Here is a 15,847-nt window from a genome sequence, read left to right on the forward strand (position 1 = left end):
TATCAAGATCTGTTTACTAAATATTATTTTCCATTGAAACACTGCATATTAACTACCAAAATAGCTGTTGATAACTTATTATAACAAAGCAAATCTTAACCTACAATGCTTTTCTCAGAAAGTTATAGCCATTATTAACACACCATAATAACCTCCTAATTTTTATAAATTTAATTAAAGAAAATATTATATATATAATAGATGTTCACAAGTTTGAAAACAAAAAAGAGCAGAAAGAGGCAGATTGAGAATTGTAGACTTTAACAACTATGTTATAATTCGTCGTTAATATTTTACCTTTGGCAATCAGTCTGAAACTTGCAGAACAAGATTTTTTGTAAATTTCGGGAGATTAATAAAATTATATGAAAAAAAGACCAGGAAATTCAAGAGGAAAGAATGTAGATCATTCAGATAAGATTTTGAAAATTCTTTCAAGCAATGCCAACAAGGAATACGATTATAAGCAAATTGTTGCTAAGCTAGATTTAGATGACACCAAAAGTAGAAATGAAATTATTCGCGATCTCAAAATATTGAAATCCAATAAAAAAATAGTTGAAACTGAACCAGGAAAATACCTTGTTAAGGCCGAAAGCCAAGACTACTACGAAGGAACTCTAGATATGACCAGCAGGAAAACTGCATATTTTGTCTGTGAGGAACTCGAAGATGATGTTTTTATCACCACAAATAATCTAAATCACGGTTTGGATGGAGATAGAGTAAAAGTTTATGTATACAAAAGACGTAGTGGGAAGAAATCTGAAGGGGAAGTTGTAGAGATTTTAGAACGTAAGAAAATGGAATTTGTGGGTGTGATTGACATCCAAAAAAACTTTGCATTTGTAAATACGACAAATGTAAAAATGTACACAGACATCTTTATTCCAAAGGATAAAATAGGTGAAGCTCAGCAAGGTGACGTTGTAGTTGTAAGGATTGATGAGTGGCCAAAAAAGGCTGACAGCCCATTTGGATCGGTAATTAATGTCCTTGGAAAGCCAGGTGAACATGATACCGAAATTCACGCTATTCTTGCTGAATATGGTTTGCCGTACGAATTTCCTGCAGAGATTGAGGCTTTCGCCAAAAATATTGATACTTCCATTTCCGAAACTGAAGTAGCAAAACGTCGTGATATGCGTGATGTGTTGACATTTACAATTGACCCAAAAGATGCCAAAGATTTTGATGATGCTTTATCTTTTGAAAAATTAGAAAATGGAAATTATCAAATTGGAGTTCATATTGCAGACGTTTCACATTATCTGCAAGAAGGAACAATTCTGGATGATGAAGCTTATGAAAGAGCAACATCTGTATATCTTGTAGATAGAGTAGTGCCAATGTTGCCAGAAGTATTATCAAATTTTGCTTGTTCGCTAAGGCCAAACGAGGAAAAGTATACTTTTTCGGCAGTATTTGAATTAGATCAGAAAGCGAAAGTTGTTGAACAATGGTTCGGAAGAACTGTAATTAACTCAAATCAAAGATTTGCCTATGAAGAAGCGCAACATATCATCGAAACCCAAGGAGACGACACAATTCCGCAAGAAATTTCGATCACTGGAGAAACTTATAAAGTAGATGCAGATATTGTCGAAGCGACACTAGAAATGGATCGTTTGGCAAAAATACTTCGTGCTGCAAGAATGGTAGATGGTGCAATTTCTTTTGATAAAGTAGAGGTTAAATTTATTTTAAATGAGGAAAGTGAACCAACTGGAGTCTACTTTAAAGAATCCAAAGATGCCAATCATTTAATTGAAGAATTTATGCTTCTTGCCAATAGGAAAGTTGCAGAATTTATAGGGAAACAAAAGAAAACTTTCGTTTATAGAATTCACGACGAACCAAAACCGGATAAATTGGATGCACTACAAGTGTTAGTTTCTAAATTTGGTTACAGCTTAAATTTAAAATCTAAACAAGAAATTTCTACTTCTTTAAATACTTTGCTAAAAGATGTACAAGGTACAAAAGAGCAAAATATGATTGATACCCTTGCAATTAGAAGTATGAGCAAGGCAAAATACTCTACCGACAACATTGGGCATTATGGTTTAGCATTTGATTACTACTCTCATTTTACTTCGCCAATTAGAAGGTATCCAGATATTATGGTGCACAGGTTACTACAGCATTATCTCGATGGTGGCAAATCTGTTTCAGAAGATATTTACGAAACAAAAAGTAATCATTGCTCTCAGATGGAAGGTTTGGCTACAAGTGCCGAACGAGATTCAATCAAGTATATGCAAGTGAAATATATGCAAGATCATCAAGAAGAAGAATTTTTGGGCGTTATTAGCGGCGTTACAGAATGGGGAATCTTCGTAGAAGTTATTGCAAATAAATGCGAAGGATTGTGCCGAATCCGTGAGATTAAAGATGATTATTACACGTATGACGAAAAGCAATTTGCCTTAGTGGGTGAAATTTCGAAAAATATATTACAGCTTGGAGATGAAGTTTATGTAAAGGTTAAAAACGCTGATCTTGTTAAGAAACAGCTGGATTTTAAATTTTTACGTAAAAAATAATTAAAAGAAAGATTAAGATGAAAAAGATATTTTTGATGATGATCCTAGCCGGATCACAATTTATGACGGCCCAAACTGCTAAGAATTTAGGTGATTTTAATGAAGTAAAAGTCTTTGATCGCATTGTTGTAAATCTTGTGCAAAGCAATGAAAATAAGATAGAAATTGAAGGAAGTCGCCACTCAGAAGTGGAGGTTATCAATAAGAATGGCGAACTAAAAATTAGAATGCCTTTTGGTAAATTATTGCAAGGTGAAAATATTACTGCAACACTTTACTACAAAAAGATTCATATTCTGAATGCGGGCGAAGGTTCGACTATTTTATCAAATGAAGTGATAAGTCAAACTGCTTTGGAGATTATTTCGAAACAAGGATCGCAAATCCGTATCAAAATGGATGTTAGTAAAGCCGAATTAGAAGCAAGTACTGGTGGAGAAATTTACGTAAGTGGCGAAGCTAAAAATATAGATGCTAGCATTACCACTGGTGGCATCATCGAAGCTCAGAAACTAATTGCTGCTCAAGCAAATGTTGCTGTAAAGGCTGGGGGAGAAGCTAGTATTTATGCAACAGATTACATTAAAGCAGATGTTACTGCAGGTGGAGAAATTTTGATTTATGGAAGTCCAAAGAATCAAAAAAAGAAAACCAAATTAGGCGGTACAATCAAGGAAGTAAACTAATTTGATGGTCAGAAATGACCTCATTTATAAAAAAGACTAAGTGTAATGTTGCAAGATATTTTAACAGCCATTCCATTAGGTATTTTATTAAGTTTTTTAATAGGACCAGTATTCTTTGTTCTTTTGGAAACTAGCGTTACCAAAGGTCTCAGAGCTGCTTTAGTATTTGATTTTGGAGTCATAATTGCTGATATCCTTTTTATATTAATAGCCTATGGAAGTAGTTATAGACTTATTTTAAGCATAAAAGATGATCCTTTGGTATTTATTATCGGAGGATTATTAATGATAGGATATGGTGTATTTTCTTTTATTCAACTCAGAAAAGAAGGAAGAAAACCGCAAGAAGATGTCACCACTGAAATTATAAAGAAGAATTACGGAAATCTATTTATCAAAGGATTTCTTTTAAACTTTATTAATGTCGGTGTTTTGCTTTTCTGGTTTTTGGTTTTAATATCCATAGGACCAAAATTAGAAATGGATATTTCTCGAATTACCACTTTCTTTGGGGCAGTTATTGGGACTTATCTAGTTGTTGATATCGCCAAGATTTTGGCTGCTAAGCAATTAAAAAACAAGCTTACCGGAAAAAATATTTTTAAGGTAAAAAAAGTAGTAAGTGTTCTACTAGTAGTTTTTGGATTTGTTATTATGTCACAAGGCTGGTTTCCAAGTGATCAGGAATTAGTAAAAAAAGCCTTAGAGAATATCCAATAAATTTTTAAAAAAGAAGGCTGGCATTATCAAAAGTTTTCTGTATATTTGCCGTCCATTCAAGAGATGGCGTCGTGGCCGAGTGGCTAGGCTGGGCTCTGCAAAAGCTCCTACTGCGGTTCGAATCCGCACGATGCCTCCAAATAAAAAAGGATTCCAATTCGGAATCCTTTTTTTGTTTTATCTACTTTCTGCAATTCTAATTGTTACAGATTCAACATCACCTTCAATCGGTGGATTTAATTTAGAAACAGATATTTCAGCTCTCGAAACTTCCTTAATTTCATCAAAAAGCCTTTTCAAAATTCTATCTGCAACGTGTTCTAGAAGTTTAGATCGTATCGTCATTTCTTCACGAACTATTTTGTTTAGATGAACATAATCTACGGTATCTTCAAGTTCATCGGTCTTTCTAGATTTATCAAAATTAGTTTCAATTTCTAGATTTACAGAATAATCAGAGCCTATTCTTGCTTCCTCATCCAGACATCCGTGATAGGCGTAAAGGCGTATATTTTTGAGAATTATTGTGTCCATTTTTTTTTAAAAATATTTAAAATATTGAATAATTTTTGAATTTATAAAAGTACTAAAATCAATTCAGTCTAACGATTTTTATCTATTGAAGTATGGAGAATTAACGCAACAAATTTGGTAACTTTGCGATTCAAATTTTTGAATATGTCAGCAGAAGAAAAATCATTAAATTTCATTGAACAAATAATTGAAGACGACTTAAAAAATGGTCTTGCTCAAGAAAAATTACGTTTTAGATTCCCACCAGAACCTAATGGTTATTTGCACATCGGACACGCAAGTGCCATTGCGCTTAATTTTGGTCTTGGTGCCGATTACAATGCTCCTGTAAATCTTCGTTTTGATGATACAAATCCAGCCAAAGAAGAGCAGGAATTTGTTGATGCCATCAAAAGAGACGTAGAATGGTTGGGTTATAATTGGGCCGAAGAACGTTATGCTTCTGATTATTTTCAGCAATTATATGATTGGGCTGTAATGCTTATCAAACAAGATAAAGCTTATGTTGACAGTCAATCTTCTGAAGAAATGGCGATTCAAAAAGGAACTCCAACAACTCCAGGAACCGATAGTCCATTTAGAAATAGAAGTATAGCAGAAAATCTTGATTTATTCGAAAGGATGAAAAATGGAGAATTTGCCGAAGGGACTCATATTCTAAGAGCAAAAATTGATATGAAATCTGTCAATATGTTGATGCGTGATCCCATTATTTATAGAATTATCAACAAATCTCACCACAGAACTGGTACAGATTGGTGTATTTATCCAATGTACGACTGGGCTCACGGCGAAAGTGATTATATCGAGGGAATTACACACTCATTCTGTACCTTAGAATTTTTACCGCACAGAGAATTATACGATTGGTTTTTAGATCAAATTTCAGATCCAAATAACGTTCGACCAAAACAAAGAGAATTTGCTAGACGTAATCTTTCTCATACAGTTGTAAGTAAAAGAAAATTGCTTCAATTGGTTACAGAAAAGCACGTCGACGGTTGGGACGATCCTAGGATGTCTACAATTTCTGGTCTTAGACGTAGAGGTTTTACACCTGCATCTCTGAGAAATTTTGCTAATACAACAGGAATTGCAAAAAGAGAAAATCTAATTAGTGTTTCGGTTTTAGAATTCTGTATTAGAGAAGATCTCAACAAAACAGCGCCGAGAGTTATGGCGGTTATCGATCCAGTAAAAGTTATTATTACTAATTATCCGGAAGATTCGGTTGAATGGCTTGAAGCCGAAAACAATCCTGAAGATGATGCGGCTGGTTTTAGAAAAATACCTTTTGGTAGAGAAATTTATATTGAAAGAGATGATTTTCTTGAAGAAGCTCCCGCTAAATTTTTCAGACTTTCCATAGGAAAAGAAGTTCGTCTTAAAAATGCATATATCATCAAAGGAGAAAGTGTTGTAAAAGATGCAAATGGAAATATTACTGAAATTCACGCAACTTACGATACTGACAGCCTTAGCGGAAGCGGTACAGAAGCAGCAACTCGTAAGGTTTCTGGAACACTTCACTGGGTTACGGTAGAACACGCGATAGATGCAGAGATAAGGCTTTACGACCGCTTATTTGTGGACGAAGCACCAGATTCTCATAAAGAAAAAGACTTTCTTGAATTTGTAAATCCTGATTCACTTAAAATTGTTAGAGGATTTGTAGAGCCAAGCCTTGCAACAGCTCAAAACGAAGATAAATTTCAGTTTCAACGTCTTGGATATTTTTGTGTAGACAAAGATTCAACTGCCGAGGCATTGGTTTTTAATAAGACTGTTGGACTTAAAGATGCGTGGGAAGAGAAAGGTAAAAAGGAAGAAAATGCCATTAATAATTCTCTAAAAGACATCAACAAATACTTTAAAGTAGGGCAGGAGGAGCAAGATATTATAGAAGCAAAAATTGCTGAAAATATCAAAACTATTTCTGATTTTAGTTTGCTTCAAAATGCAATCAAAAAGAATACAAATAATAATAAGAGCTCACTGCTTTTTGCAAATTGGCTTCTAAAATACAATACACACATCACTAGTAGAGATGTTGCAACCGAAAATTTAGAGAAATTAATCGGAATGTCCTTGAAAAGTGAATCTGAATATGTTCGTCTTGAAGCGGTAAAACTTCTAGAAAAACATTCGAAATTACATCCGCAATTTTCTGAACTTTTGCAAACGATGAAGGAAAGCGATAAAAGCGATAAAGTAAAAGCTGCGGTTAGTACGATTGCTTAAAAATAAAGAACGTTACTAAAAGCACTTCGAAAGAGGTGCTTTTTTTATTAGTTCTATTTCCAAACAAGATTTTGAATATTTCTCAGAATAATTTGACTCCCATAAATTGATTTTAAGACACTTTCTGATTATTTTAATATCAATTATATCCCAATAAATTATTTTAAAGGAGACATTCTTATTTCAACTTTTACCGCTAAATTTTGAGTTTAACTGCTTGTTAACAGCGGTCTCATCAATTTGTTAGTATCTTTATTTTTATAACCAAAAAATTAAAAATTATGTCATCAAGTAAAACAGGAGTAGCATTAGCTTTATTAGCAGGAGTAGCAATTGGTGCAGGTATAGGAATTTTAATGGCTCCAGAAAAAGGTTCAAAAACTAGAAAGAAAATCAAAGGTGGCTATTGTGATGCAACAGATGATTTAAAAAATAAATATAAAGATCTTAAGAAAAAAGTTTCTAAGGTTGATGTAGAAGGAAAATACGAAGAGCTTGTAGATAATTTAAGCCATAAATCAGAGGATGTAGTTTCGTTTTTAGAAACTAAACTGGCTTCGCTTAAAAAACAGGTTGCAAAATACTAGTTCAAACTAAGTAAAAATAAAAAAGAGGCCCATAAGCCTCTTTTTTTGTGGTGTAAAATTTACATTCTATTTTCTTCTTCTTCTTGATCTTCATCAAAGTCTGTCTGGTCCTTTAGATGTTTGTAATCGTCAGAAGGTTTAAATTCTTCTTTCTTTTTACGTTCTCTAATATTTCCTCTTTTCATAGCTTCACCAATCTGATTGGAAGCAGAGAAGGAGGCAACCATATTATTTAGCATTTCACTACCAGCTTGTGGCGAATTTGGAAGCAGAATTAAATTTGAATTACTATCCGCTCCAATAGCTTGCAAAGTATCGTAATGCTGAGTTACCACAATAAGAGCCGATGCTTCTTGAGAGTTAATTCCAACTTTATTCAATACATCAACACTTTCTACCAAACCACGAGCAATTTCACGTCGTTGATCAGCAATACCTTGTCCCTGAAGTCTCTTACTTTCAGCCTCAGCTTTTGCTTTTGCAACAATTCTAATACGTGAACTCTCAGCCTCAAATTCTGCAGCAGTTTTCTCTCTATCAGCAGCATTAATTCTGTTCATCGCATTTTTTACCTGGATATCTGGATCGATATCTGTAACCAGAGTGTTGATAATATCGTATCCGTAAGTTGTCATTGCTTCGTTCAATTCACGTTTTACCGCAATTGCAATATCATCTTTTCTTTCAAAAACATCATCTAATTTCAACTTTGGAACTTCGGCACGTACAACGTCAAAAACGTAGGCAGTGATCTGATCGTGAGGATATTCGAGTCGGTAAAAGGCATCGTAAACTTTGTCTTTGATCACCATAAACTGTACAGAAACTTTAAGTTTCACAAATACGTTGTCTTTGGTTTTAGTTTCGATAATTACATCTAATTGTGTAATTTTTAAATTAATTCGTCCAGCAATTTTATCAATTATTGGAATTTTTAATTGAAGACCTGAATGTCGTATTGACTGAAATTTTCCAAAACGTTCCACGATTGCAGATGTCTGTTGCTTAACCGTAAAGAAAGAAGAAAATAGAATAACTAATCCTAAAATAAGGATAATCATCAAGGGAATATTAACCATAATTTTGTTTGTTTTATAATGAGCGTTAAAATACAAAAAATACTACAGCTATGTCGATAAGTAGCACAAGTTTAGGATATAAAAAAACTCCTGAGGATTTCAGGAGTTATATTGTTAAAAAAAAAACAATTTCTAATTTAAAGTTTCAATCGCTTTTTCGATTCTTCTGAGCGTTTCTTCTTTTCCGATTATTTCGATAATATCAAATAAATGCGGTCCTTTTAGTGCTCCAACCAAACTTAGACGCAATGGTTGCATAATTTTTCCCATTCCAATTTCATTCTCGGTCATCCAATTTTTTATAATTGTTTCGATATTTGTAGAAGTAAAATCTTCAATATTCGAAAGCTCTTCGGACGTTCTCTTCATCAAATTGGCCGTATCATCTTTCCAATTTTTCGAAGCTTTTGCGTCATATTCTGATGGTGCCTGGAAAAAGAAATCTCCAAGATCCCAGAACTCAGCCACAAAATTCGCTCGTTCCTTTATCAGACCAACAATCCGAACTAATGTAGAATAATCTACAGCAATTCCTTTTTCGTACAAAATAGGGGCAAAGGCTTTTGCAAGCGTTTCGTCGTCTTTGTTAATTAAATATTGGTGATTAAACCATTTATTTTTTTCAGGATCAAATTTAGCTCCAGCCTTGTTTACTCTAGCAAGGTCAAAACTTTCTGCCAATTCTTCAAGAGTGTATAATTCTTTATCTGTGCCATCATTCCAACCTAAAAGTGCTAGAAAGTTAATAACTGCCTCCGGAAAAAATCCTTTTTCTCTGTATCCTGACGAAACTCCTTCTTCGCTTTTCCATTCCAAAGGAAATGTTGGGAAACCAAGTTTGTCTCCATCTCTTTTTGAAAGTTTTCCGTTTCCTACAGGTTTCAAAATCAAGGGCAAGTGTGCAAATTCCGGAATATCCCAACCAAAAGCTTCGTACAACATTACGTGCAATGGCATAGAAGGAAGCCACTCTTCACCACGAATTACGTGACTTGTCAGCATCAAATGATCATCAACGATATTTGCCAAATGGTATGTTGGCATTCCGTCACTTTTAAACAAAACTTTGTCATCAAGAAGATTTGTATCAAATTTTATGCTTCCGCGAATTAGATCGGTAAGTTCGATTGTTCTGTCCGTTGGAGTTTTAAATCGTATTACATAATCCTCGCCGGCACCAATTCTAGCTTTTATTTCTTCAGAAGATAATAGGAGGGAAGTATCCATTTTTTCACGAATACTATGATTGTAGATAAAATTTCCACCTTCAGCCTCGGTCGATCTTCTAGCTTCATCAAGCGCTTCAGAAGTGTCAAAAGCATAGTATGCATCTCCGGATTCAATCAACTGATCTGCATATTTTTTATACAAGTCTTTTCGTTCGCTCTGACGGTATGGACCAAATTTCTCATTATGATTAATGGTTTCATCAGGAAAAATTCCCAACCATTCCAAAGATTCCAGTATATATTGCTCAGCACCTTCTACATATCTTTTCTGATCGGTATCTTCAATTCTAATGTAGAATGTTCCACCATTTTTTTTGGCAAACAAATAGTTGAATAAGGCAGTACGAACTCCGCCAATATGTAAAGGTCCAGTTGGACTTGGTGCAAAACGCACTCGAACTTCTTGAAACATTGTATAAAATTTTAAGGTGCAAAGATACTCTTTTGATTATTGCGTATTAAAATGAAAATTCTCAATTTTTACTACATATTTTTAACATTTCAACAAACATATAAAATTGTACATTTAACGGTTAAATATCTATCAATCTAAAGTGGTGAATAATAAAGAAATAATCTACGAAAAACTTCAAGCCTTTATCAGGCGATTCTACGCAAACGAACTTATAAAAGGTTGCATTTTCTTTATCGGTTTAGGTTTACTATACTTTTTATTTACAGTTTTTGTTGAATATTTTTTATGGCTTTCGCCAAAAGGTAGATGGTTGCTATTCGTTATTTTTGTTTTATTTGAAATACTGTTGCTCGGAAGATATATTTTATATCCAATTTCGAAGCTTATAAAATTACAGAAAGGTTTAGATTTTGAACAAGCTTCCTTAATTATCGGAAAGCATTTTTCTGAAGTAAGTGATAAGTTGACCAATTTCCTGCAATTGTCCAAAGATGAAAATCAATCTGAATTATTGTTGGCTTCGATAGATCAAAAAGCAGATTCTTTGAAATTTGTTCCTTTTGGAAAAGCGGTGGATTTCAAGAGAAATATCAAATTTTTACCAGTTGCCATTATTCCTGTGTTAATTATTTTGTTGCTTCTATTTTCAAATAATATTCAAGTTCTTTCCCAGAGTTATCATAGAGTGGTAAATTATAATGAGCAATTTATTCCACCGGCACCTTTTAGTTTTGTGGTTGATAATTTAAAAATGCAAACCGAGCAAGGAAAAGATTTTGTTCTTAAAGTGCACACAGAAGGAAAAGTCGTTCCCGAGAAAGTTAGTATTCAAATTGCCGATGAACAATACCTTCTGCAAAGTGATGCGGTAGGAAGTTTTTCGTATAAATTTTCTAAACCTCTAGAAAATGTCAATTTCAAATTGGTTGCCAATCAAGTTGAAAGTAAAAATATGTCACTTGATGTTATAAAAGTTCCCTCGATAGAAGAGATAGAGCTCAAATTGATTTTCCCATCTTATCTAAATAGAAATAGTGAAATTATTAAAGGAACTGCAAATGCAACTATTCCCGAAGGCACCTTAGTAGAATGGAGGCTTGCAACTCAATCCACAGAAAATGTGAGTTACAAAGATGCAATTGGGAAAAGTTTATTTTCTAAATCAGGAAATACTTTCGTTTTTAAGAGGAACTTTTCAAATTCGACCGAGTATCAAATTCTAACAGGAAACAGTAGTGTTTCTAATTATGAAACTTTAGATTATGCCATCGCAGTTGTTAAAGATCAATTTCCAACGATTAACGTCGAGAAGCTACCGGACACTTTAAAATCAGAAAAGAAATATTTGCTAGGTCAGATATCCGATGATTATGGATTGCACAAATTAGAGATTATCTATTATCAAAAAGAAAGTCCGCAATTACAAAAGCGTGGATCTATTGCAATCAAGGGAAAGCAGTTTGATCAATTTGTATTTTCGTTTCCTTCAAATCTTCCAGTTGAGCTAGGAAAAGAGTACGAATATTTTTTTGAAGTTAGAGATAATGATGCTCCTCGAAATTATAAGGCAACAAAATCTGTGGTGTTTTCCAGCCGAATTTTGAGTGATAATGAGAAGCAAACCCAATTACTAGAAGAGCAAAATTCTAATATAAATTCGATGTCTCAATCTATAAAAGAGCAAGACAAGCAATTTTCTGAATTGGATAAACTTCAAAAGGAGCAGAAAGAAAAATCTAATTTGGAATATAAAGATCAGAAAAAGATTGATGATTTCGTTGAAAGGCAGAAACGTCAAGACGAAATGATGAAGGAATTTTCAGAGAAGATGGCAAAGAATCTAGATAATTTAAACAAAGATAAAAAGGATGATGTTCAAGAAGAACTTCAAAAGAGGTTTGAAAAAGTAGCTGAGGAACTTGAGAAAAACAAAAAGCTTCTGGATGAATTAAATCAACTAAAGGACAAAATTCAGAACGAGCGTTTGTTCGAGAAGATGGAGCAATTTAAAAAGCAGTCAAAAAATCAAACAAAAACACTTGAACAATTGGTGGAGTTAACCAAGAAATACTACGTTGAAAAGAAAGCGGAGCAAATCGCGGATAATCTTAAAAAATTAGCTGATAAGCAAGATAAACTAGCTGAGAAACAGGATGATAAGTCACTTTCGGAACAAAAAGACATTAAAAAAGAGTTCGAAGACTTAAAAAAGGAATTAGAGCAGCTTGAAAAAGACAATAAGGAATTAAAATCTCCAATTGATTTGGAAAATGACTCCAAGAAAGAGGAAGAAATTTCTAATGATTTAAAGGATGCCGAAGAAAATTTAGAAAAGAAGGCTCCTTCAAAGGCAAAGCCAAAACAGAAGAAAGCTGCTAAGCAGATGAGGGAATTGGGACAAAAAATGTCATCTTCGTTGGAGATGGATTCGAAAGAGCAGATGGAAGAAGATGTAAAGATGCTTCGTCAGATTTTAGATAATCTTGTTGCCTTCTCGTTTTCTCAAGAAAGCTTAATGAAGCAATTTCGAGCATTGAATCCGGCAGCACCATCTTTCAATAAACATCTTAAACAACAGCAAACCTTGAAGCAACAATTTAAACACATTGACGATTCACTATTTGCACTATCGATGCGTAATCCTAAAATTGCCGAACAAGTGACTAAGGAAGTTGGTGATGTTCACTACTATTTAGACAAAGCCATCACTTCAATTGTTGAGGGACAAATTCCTCAAGGAAATAGTCAGCAACAGTATACTGTGACCCACGCAAATACTTTGGCAAACATGCTTTCGGATGCTTTGAATAATATGCAAATGTCTCTTTCAGGAAGTGGAATGGGGAAACCTAGTAAGGGCAAGGGAGATGGTGAAGGACAACTCCCTGATATTATTAAGAAGCAGGAAGGTCTTGGTGAGAAGATGAAAGGCGAAAAAGGCAAGAAAGGGGAAGGATCCAAACCTGGCGAAGGAAGCAAACCTGGTCAAGGTTCGAAACCTGGTGGCGAAGGAAAATCACAATCAGGACAAGGTGGTGAAGGAGGTGACGGAGAGGGCGATGCTGAGAAGATTATGGAGATTTATAAAGAGCAGGTTCAATTACGCGAACAGCTACAGAATGAATTAATCAAAAATGGAATGGGCGGTAATGGTCAAGCCATACAGCAAATGAAACAATTAGAAAAGCAATTATTGAACAAGGGTTTTACAGATGAAACCGTTCAGAAGGCGATGAATATCAAGTACGAATTACTAAAATTAGAAAAGGCTATGCGTACTCAGGGCGAGGAGAGCAAAAGGCAGGCTGAAAGTAGTAACAAGGACTTCAATAATTCGGCGAAAGCCTTACCTGAGGAAATTCAGAAATTTTTAAATAGTATCGAAATTTTAAATAGACAAAGCTTACCTTTGCGCCCTAATTTCAGTACCAAGGTACAGCAATATTTTAAAAGCAATGATTAGTTATAACTACGAAAGCGATTTTACACTAGGTAATGAAGAACAATATTCTCAGTGGATTAGTTCAATTATTGAGAGCGAAGACAAGAACGAGGGAGAAATAAATTACATTTTTTGTAATGATGATTACCTACACAAGATCAACATGGAGTATTTGCAACATGATGATTTAACCGATATTATTAGTTTTGATTACTGTGTAGGGAACGAAATAAACGGAGATATTTTTATTTCTGTAGAACGTGTTGCTGAAAACGCCAAGGAATATGAAGTAACTTTAGAGGCCGAATTACTTAGAGTCATGGCTCATGGCATTTTGCATTACTGTGGATACAAGGACAAAAGCGAAGAGGATGCTGCTCTGATGAGAAGCAAGGAAAACGAAAAAATGAAGATGTTTGCTATTAATTGATAACTTGTTCCACGTGGAACATTTGATTTATGTTTAAAGATTTATATGATGTTATAGTAGTTGGAGGTGGGCACGCTGGATCAGAAGCCGCAGCCGCAGCTGCAAATTTAGGTTCAAAAACTTTATTGGTTACAATGAGCCTTCAAAATATTGCGCAGATGTCTTGCAACCCAGCTATGGGAGGTATTGCAAAAGGACAAATTGTTCGTGAAATTGATGCCTTGGGTGGGTACTCGGGAATCGTTTCGGATAACACTGCAATACAGTTTAAAATGCTTAACAAATCCAAAGGGCCTGCGATGTGGTCTCCAAGAGTTCAAAGCGACAGAATGCGTTTTGCCGAAGAATGGAGACTGATGTTGGAGGGAACTCCGAATCTGGATTTCTACCAGGAAATGGTTAAAGGTTTGATTATCGAGAACGGAAAGGTTTTAGGTATTCGAACTTCTTTAGGTTTAGAAATTCGCTCTAAAACAGTTATTCTGACTAATGGAACTTTCTTGAACGGATTAATTCATATTGGCGAAAAGCAATTTGGTGGAGGTAGAGCTGGCGAAAGTGCAGCTTACGGAATTACCGAAGATCTTGTTCAAGCAGGTTTTGAAGCCGGAAGAATGAAAACAGGAACACCTCCGCGAGTTGATGGACGTTCATTGGATTACTCTAAAATGAATGAAGAAAAAGGAGATGATGTGCCATCTAAATTCTCATATTTGGATAGTACAAAACCATTAGTTCATCAAAGATCTTGTCATATGAGTTATACTTCTTTGGAAGTACATAATATTTTAAGAGAAGGTTTTGATAGGTCGCCAATGTTTAATGGTCGTATCAAAAGTTTAGGTCCGAGATATTGTCCATCCATCGAAGATAAGATTAATCGCTTTGCCGATAAAGAAAGACATCAGCTATTTGTTGAGCCAGAAGGTTGGAAGACTTGCGAAGTTTATGTAAATGGTTTCTCTACATCATTGCCAGAAGATATTCAGTTTAAAGCGTTGCGCTCTGTTGCGGGATTTGAAAATGTGAAGTTCTTTAGACCGGGGTATGCTATAGAATATGATTATTTTCCACCAACACAATTGAGGCATACTCTTGAAACAAAACTTGTAGAAGGACTTTATTTTGCTGGACAAATAAACGGGACAACCGGATATGAGGAAGCAGCATCTCAAGGATTAATGGCTGGAATAAATGCGCACTTAAAAATCAACGAAAAAGATCCATTTATCTTGAAGAGAGATGAGGCTTATATCGGAGTTTTGATTGATGATTTAATCACCAAAGGAACTGAAGAGCCTTATAGAATGTTTACTTCGCGTGCTGAATACCGCACGCTTTTACGTCAGGATAATGCCGATTTTAGATTGACGCCAATGTCGCACGCAATAGGATTAGCTTCTGAAAAGCGTCTGCGCAGAATGGAAGTAAAGAAAACTGCATCTGCACAAATGGTAAATTTTTTCAGGGAAACATCGGTTACACATCAGGAAGCGAATGTAGTTTTGGCTGAGAAAGAAACTGCTTTGATTACACAATCGGATAAGATGTTTAAAGTGTTTTCTCGTCCTCAGATTGATATGCAGGATATGATGAAGTTCGAAAAAGTAAAGGAATATATTGCAACTCACGATCTCGATACAGAAATATTAGAACAAGCCGAAGTACAAATTAAGTATTCAGGATATATTGATAAGGAAAGGAACAATGCTGATAAGCTTCACAGATTAGAAGACGTGAAGATTCCTGAAGATTTTGATTATGATAAAATTAAATCATTGTCTTACGAAGCTAAAGAGAAATTCAAAAAAATTCGGCCAGTTACAATCTCTCAAGCATCTAGAATAAGTGGAGTTTCGCCAAGTGATATTTCGGTACTTTTAATTTTTATGGGAAGGTAAGATATTGTTTCACGTGGAACTTCGGCCTAAAGCCTTA

11 protein-coding genes and 1 tRNA gene are annotated in these 15,847 nt (G+C 34.6%); 9 read left to right on the forward strand and 3 right to left on the reverse strand.

Features of this window, described 5'->3' with window-relative positions:
- Positions 1-365: 365 nt before the first annotated feature.
- The 4 genes from rnr to SBO79_RS03330 all read left to right on the forward strand — a co-directional run bounded on the left by rnr (position 366) and on the right by SBO79_RS03330 (position 4,091).
- Entirely contained in the window at positions 366-2,546 is a 2,181-nt protein-coding gene (rnr, locus tag SBO79_RS03315) for a ribonuclease R (RefSeq protein ID WP_318641795.1), read from the forward strand.
- Positions 2,547-2,563: 17 nt separating this feature from the next.
- Positions 2,564-3,232 carry a head GIN domain-containing protein gene (locus SBO79_RS03320; RefSeq protein ID WP_318641796.1) on the forward strand — a complete coding sequence of 223 codons (669 nt, stop codon included), beginning with the start codon at positions 2,564-2,566 and terminating at the stop codon, positions 3,230-3,232.
- Between the two features lie 45 nt (positions 3,233-3,277).
- Positions 3,278-3,952 carry a LysE family translocator gene (locus tag SBO79_RS03325; RefSeq protein ID WP_318641797.1) on the forward strand — a complete coding sequence of 225 codons (675 nt, stop codon included), beginning with the start codon at positions 3,278-3,280 and terminating at the stop codon, positions 3,950-3,952.
- A 65-nt stretch (positions 3,953-4,017) separates the two neighbouring features.
- Positions 4,018-4,091, forward strand: a tRNA-Cys gene (locus SBO79_RS03330).
- Between the two features lie 38 nt (positions 4,092-4,129).
- Here SBO79_RS03330 and folB read toward each other — a convergent pair.
- Positions 4,130-4,486, reverse strand: coding sequence for a dihydroneopterin aldolase (gene folB / locus SBO79_RS03335; RefSeq protein ID WP_318641798.1), 357 nt, complete (start codon positions 4,484-4,486; stop codon positions 4,130-4,132).
- Between the two features lie 144 nt (positions 4,487-4,630).
- Between folB and SBO79_RS03340 the strand changes: the two genes are divergently transcribed.
- Together SBO79_RS03340 and SBO79_RS03345 are read left to right on the forward strand one after the other, a co-directional pair.
- Complete coding sequence (locus SBO79_RS03340; protein WP_318641799.1) at positions 4,631-6,727, forward strand: glutamine--tRNA ligase/YqeY domain fusion protein; 2,097 nt, start codon at positions 4,631-4,633, stop codon at positions 6,725-6,727.
- Positions 6,728-7,008: 281 nt separating this feature from the next.
- On the forward strand, positions 7,009-7,314 hold the full coding sequence (locus SBO79_RS03345) for a YtxH domain-containing protein (protein ID WP_318641800.1): 306 nt from the start codon (positions 7,009-7,011) through the stop codon (positions 7,312-7,314).
- A gap of 59 nt (positions 7,315-7,373) precedes the next feature.
- On the opposite strand, the gene SBO79_RS03350 is transcribed toward SBO79_RS03345, so the two are convergent.
- Both SBO79_RS03350 and gltX read right to left on the reverse strand, forming a co-directional pair.
- Positions 7,374-8,393 carry an SPFH domain-containing protein gene (locus SBO79_RS03350; RefSeq protein WP_318641801.1) on the reverse strand — a complete coding sequence of 340 codons (1,020 nt, stop codon included), beginning with the start codon at positions 8,391-8,393 and terminating at the stop codon, positions 7,374-7,376.
- A gap of 132 nt (positions 8,394-8,525) precedes the next feature.
- Positions 8,526-10,034 carry a glutamate--tRNA ligase gene (gltX, locus tag SBO79_RS03355; RefSeq protein WP_318641802.1) on the reverse strand — a complete coding sequence of 503 codons (1,509 nt, stop codon included), beginning with the start codon at positions 10,032-10,034 and terminating at the stop codon, positions 8,526-8,528.
- A gap of 145 nt (positions 10,035-10,179) precedes the next feature.
- Here gltX and SBO79_RS03360 point away from each other — a divergent pair, with 145 nt between their 5' ends.
- The 3 genes from SBO79_RS03360 to mnmG are packed head-to-tail and all read left to right on the forward strand — an operon-like array spanning position 10,180 to position 15,810.
- On the forward strand, positions 10,180-13,500 hold the full coding sequence (locus tag SBO79_RS03360; protein WP_318641803.1) for a coiled-coil domain-containing protein: 3,321 nt from the start codon (positions 10,180-10,182) through the stop codon (positions 13,498-13,500).
- Positions 13,493-13,909, forward strand: coding sequence for an rRNA maturation RNase YbeY (ybeY, locus tag SBO79_RS03365; protein ID WP_318641804.1), 417 nt, complete (start codon positions 13,493-13,495; stop codon positions 13,907-13,909). Before SBO79_RS03360 ends, ybeY begins: the two co-directional genes overlap by 8 nt.
- A 29-nt stretch (positions 13,910-13,938) precedes the next feature.
- On the forward strand, positions 13,939-15,810 hold the full coding sequence (gene mnmG, locus SBO79_RS03370) for a tRNA uridine-5-carboxymethylaminomethyl(34) synthesis enzyme MnmG (protein WP_318641805.1): 1,872 nt from the start codon (positions 13,939-13,941) through the stop codon (positions 15,808-15,810).
- Positions 15,811-15,847 lie beyond the last annotated feature (37 nt).

The organism is Flavobacterium ardleyense (genome assembly GCF_033547075.1).
Taxonomy (GTDB): Bacteria; Bacteroidota; Bacteroidia; order Flavobacteriales; family Flavobacteriaceae; genus Flavobacterium; species Flavobacterium ardleyense_A.

What these genes read in the sequence shown, in the direction of transcription:
- mnmG (WP_318641805.1), top strand. Translation starts at nt 13,939, where the DNA reads ATGTTTAAAGATTTATATGATGTTATAGTAGTTGGAGGTGGGCACGCT.
- SBO79_RS03320 (WP_318641796.1), top strand. Translation starts at nt 2,564, where the DNA reads ATGAAAAAGATATTTTTGATGATGATCCTAGCCGGATCACAATTTATG.
- SBO79_RS03325 (WP_318641797.1), top strand. Translation starts at nt 3,278, where the DNA reads ATGTTGCAAGATATTTTAACAGCCATTCCATTAGGTATTTTATTAAGT.
- rnr (WP_318641795.1), top strand. Translation starts at nt 366, where the DNA reads ATGAAAAAAAGACCAGGAAATTCAAGAGGAAAGAATGTAGATCATTCA.
- folB (WP_318641798.1), bottom strand. Translation starts at nt 4,486, where the DNA reads ATGGACACAATAATTCTCAAAAATATACGCCTTTACGCCTATCACGGA.
- SBO79_RS03345 (WP_318641800.1), top strand. Translation starts at nt 7,009, where the DNA reads ATGTCATCAAGTAAAACAGGAGTAGCATTAGCTTTATTAGCAGGAGTA.
- SBO79_RS03350 (WP_318641801.1), bottom strand. Translation starts at nt 8,393, where the DNA reads ATGGTTAATATTCCCTTGATGATTATCCTTATTTTAGGATTAGTTATT.
- gltX (WP_318641802.1), bottom strand. Translation starts at nt 10,034, where the DNA reads ATGTTTCAAGAAGTTCGAGTGCGTTTTGCACCAAGTCCAACTGGACCT.
- ybeY (WP_318641804.1), top strand. Translation starts at nt 13,493, where the DNA reads ATGATTAGTTATAACTACGAAAGCGATTTTACACTAGGTAATGAAGAA.
- SBO79_RS03340 (WP_318641799.1), top strand. Translation starts at nt 4,631, where the DNA reads ATGTCAGCAGAAGAAAAATCATTAAATTTCATTGAACAAATAATTGAA.